This is a genomic window from Aeromonas sp. s9, from assembly GCF_040907765.1.
Taxonomy (GTDB): Bacteria; Pseudomonadota; Gammaproteobacteria; order Enterobacterales; family Aeromonadaceae; genus Aeromonas; species Aeromonas caviae.
This window is the reverse complement of the sequence record NZ_JBFOCK010000015.1, coordinates 190,784-203,155: the sequence shown is the minus strand read 5'-3', so window position 1 is coordinate 203,155 and position 12,372 is coordinate 190,784. Positions and strand designations below refer to the sequence as shown.

12 protein-coding genes are annotated in these 12,372 nt (G+C 64.7%); 1 reads left to right on the top strand and 11 read right to left on the bottom strand.

Translation table 11 applies throughout. The features are described 5' to 3' along the window. Positions 1–158 precede the first annotated feature (158 nt). From AB5Y54_RS03055 to AB5Y54_RS03005, 11 genes are all read right to left on the bottom strand, one after another. Positions 159–884, bottom strand: a complete 726-nt coding sequence (locus AB5Y54_RS03055; protein WP_049636301.1) for a copper homeostasis protein CutC — start codon at positions 882–884, stop codon at positions 159–161. A 41-nt stretch (positions 885–925) separates the two neighbouring features. Further along, positions 926–1,828, bottom strand: coding sequence for an ROK family protein (locus tag AB5Y54_RS03050; protein WP_368153216.1), 903 nt, complete (start codon positions 1,826–1,828; stop codon positions 926–928). Positions 1,829–1,937: 109 nt separating this feature from the next. Beyond that, a complete protein-coding gene (locus tag AB5Y54_RS03045) occupies positions 1,938–2,444 on the bottom strand; it encodes a GNAT family N-acetyltransferase (RefSeq protein WP_039039287.1) in 507 nt (168 codons plus the stop codon). Beyond that, on the bottom strand, positions 2,432–3,247 hold the full coding sequence (locus tag AB5Y54_RS03040; RefSeq protein WP_202006977.1) for a M48 family metallopeptidase: 816 nt from the start codon (positions 3,245–3,247) through the stop codon (positions 2,432–2,434). The genes AB5Y54_RS03045 and AB5Y54_RS03040 overlap by 13 nt, the downstream gene beginning before the upstream one ends. Positions 3,248–3,399: 152 nt before the next feature. After that, entirely contained in the window at positions 3,400–4,374 is a 975-nt protein-coding gene (locus AB5Y54_RS03035; protein ID WP_039039286.1) for a PstS family phosphate ABC transporter substrate-binding protein, read from the bottom strand. A gap of 273 nt (positions 4,375–4,647) precedes the next feature. Next, the gene (phoR, locus tag AB5Y54_RS03030) at positions 4,648–5,943 is read right to left on the bottom strand and encodes a phosphate regulon sensor histidine kinase PhoR (RefSeq protein WP_042014623.1); all 1,296 of its coding nucleotides are present in this window, start codon (positions 5,941–5,943) and stop codon (positions 4,648–4,650) included. Positions 5,944–6,015: 72 nt separating this feature from the next. After that, positions 6,016–6,705, bottom strand: a complete 690-nt coding sequence (gene phoB, locus AB5Y54_RS03025) for a phosphate regulon transcriptional regulator PhoB (protein WP_010673471.1) — start codon at positions 6,703–6,705, stop codon at positions 6,016–6,018. 102 nt (positions 6,706–6,807) lie between these two features. Then, entirely contained in the window at positions 6,808–7,218 is a 411-nt protein-coding gene (locus AB5Y54_RS03020) for a VOC family protein (RefSeq protein ID WP_049636300.1), read from the bottom strand. 68 nt (positions 7,219–7,286) lie between these two features. After that, a complete protein-coding gene (locus AB5Y54_RS03015) occupies positions 7,287–7,988 on the bottom strand; it encodes a GGDEF domain-containing protein (RefSeq protein ID WP_257711531.1) in 702 nt (233 codons plus the stop codon). 27 nt (positions 7,989–8,015) lie between these two features. After that, complete coding sequence (locus AB5Y54_RS03010) at positions 8,016–8,573, bottom strand: hypothetical protein (RefSeq protein WP_257711530.1); 558 nt, start codon at positions 8,571–8,573, stop codon at positions 8,016–8,018. A 283-nt stretch (positions 8,574–8,856) separates the two neighbouring features. Further along, positions 8,857–10,533, bottom strand: coding sequence for a sigma-54-dependent Fis family transcriptional regulator (locus AB5Y54_RS03005; RefSeq protein WP_257711529.1), 1,677 nt, complete (start codon positions 10,531–10,533; stop codon positions 8,857–8,859). Between the two features lie 290 nt (positions 10,534–10,823). On the opposite strand from AB5Y54_RS03005, the gene AB5Y54_RS03000 reads away from it, so the two are divergent. Continuing rightward, positions 10,824–12,341, top strand: coding sequence for an aldehyde dehydrogenase family protein (locus AB5Y54_RS03000; protein ID WP_324032911.1), 1,518 nt, complete (start codon positions 10,824–10,826; stop codon positions 12,339–12,341). Positions 12,342–12,372: the final 31 nt, after the last annotated feature.

The window sequence follows — 12,372 nt, the reverse complement described above, 5'->3', positions numbered from 1 at the left end:
ACGGGATGATAACAGACTTTTTTGCACCGTGCTGCCAAGACGCCCCTCAATTGCCCGCCGGTGGGAGACGCCTCACATCGGCCCCCCTCATCCCCGCCCCCTCTCCCGCAAGGGGAGAAGGGAGCAAAACAGAGCACCATGGCGCCGCACGGTCTGCATCAGGCCTTGTCCAGCAGTGCCCGCACCGCCGCGACCTTGGCGCCGTCGGTGATGTTGACCCGGCCGTCGTCCGAGGTGCCCATGTTCACACCATGGGGCACCATGCCGCCGCGCCAGCCCATGCCGGACATGTGCACTTCATTGACGCCGGTGAATTCGATGATGGTGCGCACGTTGTCGGCGTTGACCCCGGCCCCCGGCATCAGGCTGGCCCGTCCCGCCAGCGCCTGGTGCATGGCCTGCAGGGTTTCGAGCCCCGCCAGCGCGGTCGGCGCATGGCCGGAGCTCAGAATGCGCTCGCAACCCGCCGCGACGATCGTCTCGAGATCCAGCCGCCAGTCGGAGGAGAGATCGATGGCCCGGTGGAAGGTGACGCCGAGCGGCCCCGCCGCCTCGACCAGTTGCCGGAGCTTGCCTTCGGGTACCCGTCCATCTTCATCCAACAGACCGACCACCACCCCTTGCAGGCCGGCGGCACGAGCGGCCGCGATATCCAAGAGCATCATCTCGAACTCGCCGTCGTTGAAGCAAAAATCTCCGGCGCGTGGACGGATCATGGCGTACACCGGCACAGTGGCGTGGCGGGCAGCCAGCTGCATAAAGCCATAGGAGGGGGTGAGGCCACCCAGCCCCAGCGCAGAGCAGAGCTCGATGCGATCGGCGCCGGCCGCCTGGGCGGTGAACAGGGATTCGAGGTTGTCGATACAGATTTCAAGACGGGTCATGATGACTCCTTGTTCGGGGAGATCAGACCCTCTGTCCGATCTCACAGATTGAGCAGGGCTGCACCGCGCACACCGCCGGCTCCACCGAAGCGGGCCTCGCGGATCGCCGGCAGGGCGACACCGGGCAGCAGGTGGCCGGGCAGACGTTTGGGCAACTCCTCATAGAGGGCTGGCAGGGCGCTCAGGCCGCCCCCCAGCACCACCACATCGGGATCAATCACCGAGATGGCGGTGGCGAGGCCAGCGGCGATGATCTCGAGCCAGCAGTCGATGGTCGAGAGGGCCGCCGCCTCACGGGCATCGGCACGGGCGACGATCTGGTGGCCGCTCACCCGTTCCCCATGAACATGGTGGTATAGCCGCTCCAGGCCCGTACCCGACGCATAGGTTTCGAAACAGACCAGGCGCCCGCAGCCACAGCGAGGACGGGGCAAATCCGGGTATTTCATCAGGATGGTGGCGGGCAGCGGGTAGTGACCTAACTCCCCCGCCAGCCAGTTGCGCCCCTGGATGAGCTTGCCCGCCAGGTAGACGGCGCCGCCGATGCCGGTACCTATGGTGACGCCGAGGGCGCTGCCAGCACCGTCTGCGGCCCCCTGATGCACTTCCGACCAGAGGAAACAGTTGGCGTCATTGTCGACCTTGACCGGTCGGCCCAGCAGTTCGGCCAGATCCGCCCCCAGATGGCGGCCATGGATGGCGGGCAGGTTGGCCGCCACTATGCTCCCGTCGAGGCGATTGAGGATCCCCGGAAACCCGATGCCGACGGCCCCTTTCACCCCGAAGCGCGCATCAGCCGCCTCGACCCGCTCGCGGATCAGCTGCTGCAACCCTTCGTAATCATTGCCGGGAGTGCTCATGCGCTCCTCGTGACAGAGATTCAAGGCGCCGTCATACACAGCGAACGCTATCTTGGTGCCGCCAATGTCAAATCCGTAGTACATGCCACACTCCCTTGCGGTGGACCCGGCCACCTCAGTCTGTCCAGATGGGGCACATTGTATTAATTCGCAAAAAAAATAAAGTGACCGGGGGCGAAAAACGGGAGCCAGCTCAAAGCAAACGGAACATTTGTCGCTGTTGGCAAGGTTGTCCGAGGCTCATCAGGGTGCGCTCCTGACCGTCGAACATGAAGCCGCGGCGCAGGTAGAATCCCTCGCCGATGTGATTGCCATCCAGCAGCCAGAGCCTGACGCACTCGCAACCGGCCCGGCGCATCTGCACCGCCACCGCCTGCCACAGCCGTTTGCCATGACCCTGACGCCAATGATCGGGATGAAGGTAGAGCGCCCGGATCCGCGCCGTCATCAAGCCTTCCTCCAAAGAGGGCTGCCAGTAGAGCAGGCCGATGACCACGTCGTCCTGACAGACCAGCATGGGAACGGGGCCGGGCTCGGCGAGCCGATGTCGCCAGATCTGCAGGTGGTCGGTCACCGCCAGCTGGGCCAGCATGTCGGCCCCCAGCACCTCCCCGTAGGCCGCCAGCCAGCTCGCCCGCTGCATCACCGTCATGGCGGCGGCATCGGCGGGACGCGCCAGGCGCAGGCTTACGCCTTGCACTGGGGAACCAGCCCTGATGCTTTCGCCTGCTGGTACAGGGGCTGCACTTCGGCCTGCTGGGCCTGCAGGTTGGCGATCCGGCTCTGGTCGCTGGGGTGGGTGGAGAGCAGCTGGGGCGGTGCCTTGCCACCGGAGGCGGCGCTCATGTTCTGCCACAGGGTGACGGCTTCGGCCGGGTTGAACCCGGCGCGGGCCATCAGCTCGAGACCGAGCCGGTCCGCTTCGCTCTCCTGGGTTCTGCCATAAGGCAGGGCTATCCCCACCTGGACCCCAAGGCCCAGGGCGGCCATGGTGGCAGCACCCCCGAGGCTGTCGCTGCTGCCGATGGCGGCGTCCGCCACCGCCAGCCCGATACCGGTCAACTGATCCCGGGAGAGGCGCTCGTTGGAGTGCTGGGCCAGCACGTGGGTCAGCTCGTGACCGATGACGGTGGCGAGCTGGTCCTGATTCTTGGCGACTTTCAGCAGGCCGCTATACACGCCTATCTTGCCGCCGGGCAGGGCGAAGGCGTTGATCTCCTTGGAGTCGAACACCACCACCTCCCAGCTGGTGATGCCATAGCTGGCAGGCACCTGGGCGGTCACCGCCTTGGCCACGCAGCCCACATAGGCATTCATCCTGGCATCCGTGCTCACCTTCTCCTGCTGCTTCATCTGGGTGAAGGAATCGGCACCCAGCTGGTTCATCTGCTGGGGGGAGAAAAGCAGCATCTGGTTGCGACCGGTCGGTGACTGGGCGCAGCCGGCCAGCAGGGCGCTGCACAAGGCCGTCAGGGCCAGTCTGGAGAGGGAAGATGAGCGCATGAGAGGGTCCTTTGCCGTGAAGTTGCCCTATTCTCGGAAATGCCGCCGCCCGGCGCAAGCCGGGCGCTGCGCCCTGCGACCAAAAAGATCCTGGGGCGCACCAATGAAAACGAGCCCGCATGGGGCTCGTTTTTCTGCAAGGGCATGTTCTGTTACATGATGCCCAGCTTCTTCAGGTCGGCCTGAACCACCTTGGCCGGGACCGGCACATAGCCGTCCTTGGCAACGATGGTCTGGCCCGCCTTGGAGAGCATCATCTTCACAAACTCCTGCTCCATCGGGGAGAGCGGCTTGTTCGGATGCTTGTTCACGTAGACGTACAGGAAGCGCGACAGCGGGTACTTGCCGGTGATGGCGTTGTCGGAGCTCGCCTCGATGAAGGTCTTGCCATCCTTGGAGAGCGGAACGGCGCGTACGCCGGAGGTGACGTAGCCGATACCGGAGTAGCCGATGCCGTTCAGGGAGGAGGAAACGGACTGTACCACGGAGGCGGAGCCCGGCTGCTCGTTCACGCCGCTCTTGAAGTCACCGTTGCACAGGGCGTGTTCCTTGAAGTAACCGTAGGTGCCGGACACGGAGTTGCGACCGAACAGTTGCAGATCCTTGCCGGACCAGCTGCCGTCCAGACCCAGATCAGACCACTTGGTGGCCGCCTTGGCTTCGCCGCACTTGAGGGTGCTGGAGAAGATGGCGTCGATCTGCGACATGGTCAGCCCCTTGATGGGGTTGTCCTTGTTGACGAACACGGCCAGGGCATCGACGGCGACGCGGATGGCGGTCGGCTTGTAGCCGTAGCGCTTCTCGAATGCCTCCTCTTCACCGGCCTTCATGGCGCGGCTCATGGGGCCAAACTGGGCGACGCCCTCGGTCAGGGCAGTCGGTGCGGTGGAAGAACCGGCGGCCTGGATCTGCACGTTGACGTTGGGATACATGCGCTTAAATTCTTCGGCCCACAGGGTCATCATGTTGGCCAGGGTGTCCGAGCCGACAGAGGACAGGTTGCCCGAGATGCCGCTGGTCGGTGTGTATTCCGGCAGGTCTTTATCCACACCGGCAGCAAGAGCGCTGACAGAAAACAGGGTTGCTGCGGTGAATCCGATGACACCAGCCAGTTTGTTGAGTTTCATCCAATCTCTCCAAGTCCAAGGTTGCAGAAGGCAATCGTCAGGTTGACGTCTAAACGTGGTTGACACCCGATCGCAATGATCCGTGGGCCAGCACCACTCCTTCTCCAGTGTTACAGAAGGTCCGTTCTTTAAGACGGCGCCAGTATCTGGCCTGGCAGTGACAAATTTATGGAATTTATATGACACTTTGATGACATGGGCCGAGAGTGGCCCGGATGAAAAAAGGGCTGCGATGCAGCCCTTCTCTCGTTGCTAACACATTGACACAAAATATTATTTCACCAGCACCATGCGGGCGGGAATGAGAAAGCTGAAGCGGCTGCCCGCACCGACCCGGCTCTCGATATCGAGATGGGCATCGTGATGACTCAGGGCATGCTTGACGATGGCAAGGCCGAGCCCGGACCCTCCGGTGTGGCGCGAGCGGGCCTTGTCGACCCGATAGAACCGCTCGGTGAGCCGCGCCAGATGCTCGGGGGGGATCCCCTCCCCTTCATCCTGCACCGCAAACAGCGCCATGCTCCCCTGCTTGCGCCACTCCACGGTGATCTTGCGCCCCGCCGGGGTGTAGTGGATGGCGTTGTAGACCAGGTTGGAGACGGCGCTGCGCAGTTGATCCTGATCCCCGCGCACCAGCAGATTGGGCTGGACCATGAAGACGATCTCGTGGGCCCGCTCGCCGGAGAGCGCCCGCGCCTCCTGCTCCAGCAGCCCCAGCATGGCGGGCATGTCCACCAGATGGGAGAGATCCACGGTGGGCGCCGCCTCGATGCGCGACAGGGTGAGTAGCTGGTTGACCAGATTGTCCATGCGGATCGTCTGCTCCATCATCACCTTGTGCGCCTTGGCCCACATGGCGGGGGGCGGCGGCTCCTCGGTCATCTCCAGATACCCCTTGAGCACGGTGAGGGGGGTGCGCAGCTCGTGAGAGACGTTGGAGACGAAGTGCTTGCGCGTCTTCTCCAGGCTGCGCAGCCGGGTCACATCCCGCACCACCAGCATGGCCTGGTCCTCCGCATAGGGCATGATGCGAAATTCGAGGAACTTCTCCTCGTTGATGGGGGAGTGCATCTCGAACGGCTCGTCATACTGCCCCTTGCCAAGATAGGCGACGAAGGCGGGGTGACGGATCAGGTTGCCGATGTGCTGGCCGGCATCCTCGGGCCAGCGAAAGCCGAGCAGTTGCTCCGCCAGCCGATTGCACCAGAGGATGCTGCCGTCGGTGCGAAACACCACGGCCGCATCGGGCAGCGCCTCCGCCCCTTCCCGAAAACGGCGGATGAGGCCCGCCAGCTCCCGGCGCCGGGCCCGGTGACGCTGCTGCAACTTGTAGATGCCGTTGAAGATGTGCTCCCAGCTGCCGCTGCCGTGGGGCGGCACCAGGCTGCGATCGTGCCACAGCCAGTCCGACAGCCGCTTCTGGAAGCGGTAGTGCCAGACCAGGTGCAGCACCGTGGCCACCAGCAGGCAGAGAACGAGATGATCGATTAACCAACCTACCAAGACGAAGGGGCTGTAGAAGAACGCCATTCGCCACAACTGTCGCCGCCAGGCGTAAGGTTGCAACATTAAGATCTCCTAGAGACAGCAAAGAGCCGGGTCCAATGCCCGCCGGCAGGCGCTGGCGGCACTGGCCCTGACCTAGAGACGGGTCGAGAAGCGGTAGCCGGCCCCGCGCACCGTCTGGATCAATCTGTCGTGCCCCGTCTCTTCGATGGCCTTGCGCAGGCGGCGAATGTGCACGTCCACCGTCCTGTCCTCGACATACACGTTGGTACCCCAGACGTTGTTGAGCAACTGCTCGCGGCTGTAGACCCGCTCGGGGTGGGTCATGAAGAAGTGCAGCAGCTTGAATTCGGTCGGCCCCATGTCGAGGGCCTTCTCCTCGGCACTGACCCGGTGGGAAACGGGATCCAGCTTTAGCCCCTGCACCTCGATCACCTCGTCCACCGAGGTGGGAGAGACACGGCGCATCACGGCGTGCAAGCGGGCGGTGAGCTCCTTGGGGGAGAAGGGCTTGGTGATGTAGTCGTCGGCACCGGCCTCGAGCCCGCGCACCTTGTCCTCTTCCTCGCCCCGGGCGGTCAGCATCACCACCGGGATCTGGCGAGTCATCTCATCCTGCTTGAGCTGCTTGAGGAACTGGATACCACTGCCACCTGGCATCATCCAGTCCAGCACGATGAGTTCGGGGTAGGGTTCGCGCACCTTTGCCAGTCCATCGGCGTAATCTTCTGCTTCTACTGTTTCATATCCCTTCTGCTCAAGCACGAAGCAGAGCATTTCGCGGATCGGTGCCTCGTCCTCGACCACCAGAATTCGCTTAGCCATATCCCTTCTCTCTCCTCTGTGAAGATGGGTGCGCCAATTATTAGAACTTTCTGTGACACTTTTATGACTTTATGACGGGCGGGATGATAAACGTTTTCAGATTCAGTTGGCAGCAGCGAGTTGCAGCAGGTCCCAGCGATTGCCACTGATGTCCTCGAACACCACCACGGTGCCGTAAGGTTCGAGGCGCGGCTGTTCACAAAAATGAACGCCATAGGCCTGCATCCGCTCGTAATCGCCCCAGAAGTCGTCTGTCTCGAGGAACAGGAAGACCCGACCGCCCCCCTGGCGACCGATGGCGGCGCGCTGCTCCTCGTTGGCCGCGCGGGCCAGCAGCAGGGCGGAACCGGGAGCCCCCTTGGGAGCGACCCGCACCCAGCGTTTGCCCGGTTTGCCCGGCTCGTCGAGGGGGGTGTCTTCCAATAGCTCGAAGCCCATTCCCCGGGTGAAGAAGGTGATGGCCTCGTCGTAATCCGCCACCAGCAGCGTCAGGGCGCCAATGTGTTGTGCCATGGCATCTCTCCTCGGATGGATGATGGGGCGCATGATAGCCCCGCCCGGCCATGGGCTCCAGCGCCGGTTCAGTCGGGTGCCACCTCCACCCGGTTGCGACCATTCTGCTTGGCCTGATAGAGCGCCTCGTCGGCCCGCTTGAGCGCCTGCTCCAGGGAGTCCCCACGCCGCTCCGCCACCCCGAAGGAGGCGGTGATCCCAAGCCCCAGCGGCCAGTGCCTGTACCCCTCCAGCGCCCCTCTCAGCCGCTCCGCCAGGGCGGCGGCCCGTCCCTCGTCGTAATGGAGACAGACCAGCACGAACTCCTCCCCGCCCCAGCGCACCAGCCGGCACAGGCTGTCGCAATGGCGCAGCAGCTCGCTCACCATGTGCTTGAGCACCTCGTCCCCCACCGGGTGGCCGTGACCGTCGTTGACCCCCTTGAAGTGATCGATGTCGATATAGATGAAGGAGAGCGGCATCTCGCCGAGCTCCCCGAGCAGCTTTTCGCCACCGAGCCGGTTGAGGGCCCCGGTCAGGGGATCGTAGCGGGCCTCCTCCTCGGTGCGCCGGTTCTGCTCGCACAGGCTCGCACTCAGGGCTTCAGCCGCGAGGCGCGCCTCCCTGGCCTTGCGCAGCCGATCCCCGAACATCAGGTTCTGGACCAGGAAGAGCAGCACGCCGTAGACAAGCCACCCCAGCAGCAGATAGCGATAGAAGTCCCCCGGCTTGCACCAGCGGCCATAGAACTCCAGCCGCTCGAGCCGCAACCGGTACTCCCCCGGCAGCATCTTGTCATCGGAGGCGATCTCGATGGCCTAAACATGGTGCAGATCCGGCCCCTGCTGGACCAGCGGAATATCGTACTGCTGCACCCACCAGGAGCTGGGGGCAAAGACATTCAGGGGGACATCCTGCTCACGACCAAAATCCCTGGCGGTGAAGAGCACTTCGTTGAACTTGTGGGAACTCTCGTCTTCCCGCGTCGAGTAGACGGGATCGTAGTTGCGCAGATAAAGGCGCCAGGCCTGTACCCCCTGCCCTTCTACATCCAGCCTCACCCGCACCCCGGTGAAGTCGGAGAGATCCAGCCCCTGCTCGGGATCGGTCAGGGTCAGAACCAGCTCGCAGAAAGGATAGGCATATTGGCTTCGCAGAGTGCACTGGATGGCGGGTCTGTCGCCCCCCTGACTCAGGGTGGCGACGGAGGAGCCCTTGTGGGCCCTGTCATCCTGGGCACGCACGGACAAACCTGCCTGGCTCAGGATGTCGAGCCGCCGCTCGGGTCCGAATTCGAATATCGCCATGGCCAGCAGGCTCGCCGCCAGCAGGCACCAGAACAACAGCGTCGTCATGCGGGAATAGGAAGGGATCATCGGCATCACACCTGAAAAAGGGCTTTTACCCTACACCTTGAAGCGCCGGACCGCGCTGATCCAGATCCAAGGTTATTACACGCGCCGCACCGGGCGCAGACGGGTGCCGACTAACCGGCACGGGCCCCATGGGGCGCAAGCGGCATCGGCCAGCCGCCGGGAGAGAGGCGGGGGGCCTCGTCGGTCGTGAGATGGGTCATTGCGCACTCCCTGCGATGGAAACATAACGAAAAAACGTCCTTGCCACCGCAGTCTACACAAGCGCTGGACGGCGCGACACCCTTCACCCCTCCTCCCGCAGCGCCCGATAGAGGGTGGTGCGACTGATGCCAAGACGGCGCGCCGCCTCGCTCACGTTGCCGCCGCACTCTGCCAGGGTCTGTTGCACCCGCTGCCGGCTCTGCTCGCGCAGGGTACTCCCTCCCAAAGGTGAGCTCGCTCCCCCCGCCACGGCGGGCAGATGCAGATGGGCAGGTTCAATCCAGCTCTGCCCCTCTGCCAGTACACAGGCCACCTCCAGCGCCTGTTTGAGCTGGCGCACGTTGCCGGGCAGAGGGTGGGCCAGCAGCCGCTGCTCCGCCTCCCGGCTCAGTTGCAGTGCCGGGTCCATCTGGGCGAGCAGGTTCAGGATCAGCCCCTGACGCTCGGGCACCGACCAGGCCCGCAGGGGTGCCAGTTGCTGGCGCCAGCCGCAGATGCGGTAGTAGAGATCTTCGCGAAAGGTGCCGGCCGCCACCATGGCCGCCAGATCCCGATGGCTGGCGCTGACCAGCCAGAAATCCACCGCCTCGGGTCTGTGGCTGCCCACCGGGGTGACGACGCGCTCCTGCAACACCCGCAGCAGCCGGGTCTGGGCCTGGAGCGGCAGCTCGCCAATTTCATCCAGCATCAGGATGCCGCCGTGGGCGGCGCGCAGATAGCCCTGGCTGCCCTGGCTGCGGGCACCGCTGAAAGCCCCCCCCACGTAGCCGAACAGCTCGGCCTCCACCAGCTCCGCTGGCAGGGCGCCGCAGTTGACGCACACCAGAGGCCGCTCCCGACGGCTCGAACGGGCGTGCAGGGTGCGCACCAGGTGCTCCTTGCCGCTGCCGGTCTCCCCCTCGATGAGCAATGAGATGCCCCGCTCCAGCATCTTGAGCGGCACCTGCTGCGCCTGCGATCCCTCCTCCTCAACCGCGCTCGGCAGGGGGAGCCTGGCGGCGCGCTCCCCCGCCTCCGGCACCAGCCGCAGGCCGCGGCGCTCGCGCAGCAACTGCTGACCGTCGAAGGGGTGCTGGCCGAGCCAGAGCCGACCGGCCCGGTTGGCCCCGAGCAACTCGCCCCCCTCCCCCAGCAGCAGGCGGGCAGACCAGAGGCTCTGGGGATCGAGATCCACCAGCCAGCCCGGCTGGCGGGCCAGCAGGGCGTTTTCCAGGGTCATGGCCAGGAGGCGCACGGTGCCCAGCATGTCGCCGCCGTGGTGGGCCGCATCGGTGGAGATGTCGAGCACGCCGAGCAGTTGCCCGTCCGGCCCGAGCAGGGGACAGGCGCTGCAACTGAGAAAACTGTGCTGGGCGAAGAAGTGCTGCGCCCCCAGCACCTGCACCTCGCTCTGCTCGGCCAGCGCGGTGCCGATGGCGTTGGTGCCCTTGCTCGCCTCCCCCCAGCGGGCGCCGCTGCGCAAAAAAATGCGCTCGGCATGGCGGGCAAACCGGTCGTCTCCGCTCACCGCGAGGATGGCACCCTCGCCGTCACACAACAGCAGACGACAGGGTCTGCCCGCCAGCAACTGGCCAAAGAGCGGCAGCACGAAGCGCTGGAAGCAGGCGATGAGCGTCCTGTGCTGCTCCTGGCGAGCCGACAGCTCCCCCTGGGGCAGCAAGTCCAGCTCGGCGCTCTGCTGGCGGCTCAGCCCCTGATGCAGGCAGCGCTCCCAGGAGCGCTGGATTGGGCTGGCACCGGATTGAGGCAACTCGCTCATCACACCTCCTTCTACACACTCGCGAATAGGGCCGCCTTGGGGGAGCGCCTTCATCACGTCTCCTGTTCACAAACGGCACAGTGTCACACCCGATGTTCAGAAACGGCACAGTTCGGGGGCCGTCCTGGGGGGCACTGGTTAACCAAGATACCCCTTGGCACCCCGTTTGATAACGTTTTTGCAACCTTTTTGTGTAGAGCGCCGCCCGCTGGCACGCCCCTTGCGATGACAGGAAGCAACCGGACTGCCCGCCAGGCCGGTCAGGACCACACACACATAAGGATGATGAGATGATTTATACCGCTCCCGGTCAGGCAGGTGCCCTGGTCAGCTTCAAATCCCGTTATGACAACTTCATCGGTGGCGACTGGGTGGCGCCGCGCGCCGGCCGCTATTTCGAGAACATCTCGCCGGTGGATGGCCGGGTGTTCTGCGAGGTGGCCCGCTCCGACGCCGCCGACATCGAGCTCGCCCTGGACGCGGCCCACAAGGCGTTCGCCAGCTGGAGCAAGACCAGCGTCACCGAGCGCAGCAACCTGCTGCTGCGCATCGCCGATCGCATCGAACAGAACATCGAGCGGCTCGCCGTCGCCGAGACCTGGGAGAACGGCAAGGCGGTGCGCGAGACCCTGGCCGCCGACCTGCCGCTGGTGGTGGATCACTTCCGCTACTTCGCCGGCTGCATCCGCGCCCAGGAGGGCTCCGCCGCCGAGCTGGACCAGAACACCGTCAGCTACCACTTCAAGGAGCCCATCGGCGTGGTCGGCCAGATCATCCCGTGGAACTTCCCCCTGCTGATGGCCGCCTGGAAGCTGGCCCCGGTACTGGCGGCCGGCTGCTGCAGCGTGCTCAAGCCCGCCGAGCAGACCCCGGTCACCATCATGCTGATGATGGATCTCATCAAGGACATCCTGCCCCCTGGCGTAGTCAACGTGATCAACGGCTTCGGCGCCGAGGCGGGCCAGGCGCTCGCCACCAGCAACCGGATCCAGAAGCTCGCCTTCACCGGTTCAACTGAAGTGGGCGCCCATATCCTGCGCTGCGCCGCCGACAAGCTGATCCCCTCCACCGTGGAGCTGGGTGGCAAGTCTCCCAACATCTACTTCGCCGACGTGATGCAGCACGAGAGCAGCTACATCGACAAGGCGGTGGAAGGGATGCTGATGACCTTCTTCAACCAGGGGGAGGTGTGTACCTGCCCCTCCCGCGCCCTGGTGCAGGCCAGCATCTATGACGACTTCATGGACAAGGTGCTGGCCCGCGCCCGCACCATAGTGCAGGGCAACCCCCTCGACACCACGACCCAAGTGGGGGCCCAGGCGTCCCGCGAGCAGTTCGACAAGATCCTGAGCTACATGGAGATCGGCCGCGGCGAAGGGGCAAAAATGCTGCTGGGCGGCGGCCCGGCCAAGGTGAGCGGGCTGGAGGGGGGCTTCTACATCCAGCCCACCATCTTCTCGGGCCAGAACAAGATGCGGGTGTTCCAGGAGGAGATCTTCGGGCCGGCGCTCGGGGTCACCACCTTCAAGGACGAGGCGGATGCCCTGGCCATTGCCAACGACACCCAGTACGGGCTGGGGGCGGGCCTGTGGACCCGGGACAGCAATCTGGCCTGGCGCATGGGGCGCGGCATCCAGGCCGGCCGGGTCTGGGTCAACTGCTACCACGCCTACCCGGCCCACGCGGCCTTTGGCGGCTACAAGAAGTCGGGGATCGGTCGCGAGACCCACAAGATGATGCTGGACCACTACCAGAACACCAAGAACCTGCTGGTGAGCCACGACATCAACCCCCTCGGCTTCTTCTAAGCCCATCCCGTGATCCACAAGGGCGCCTGCG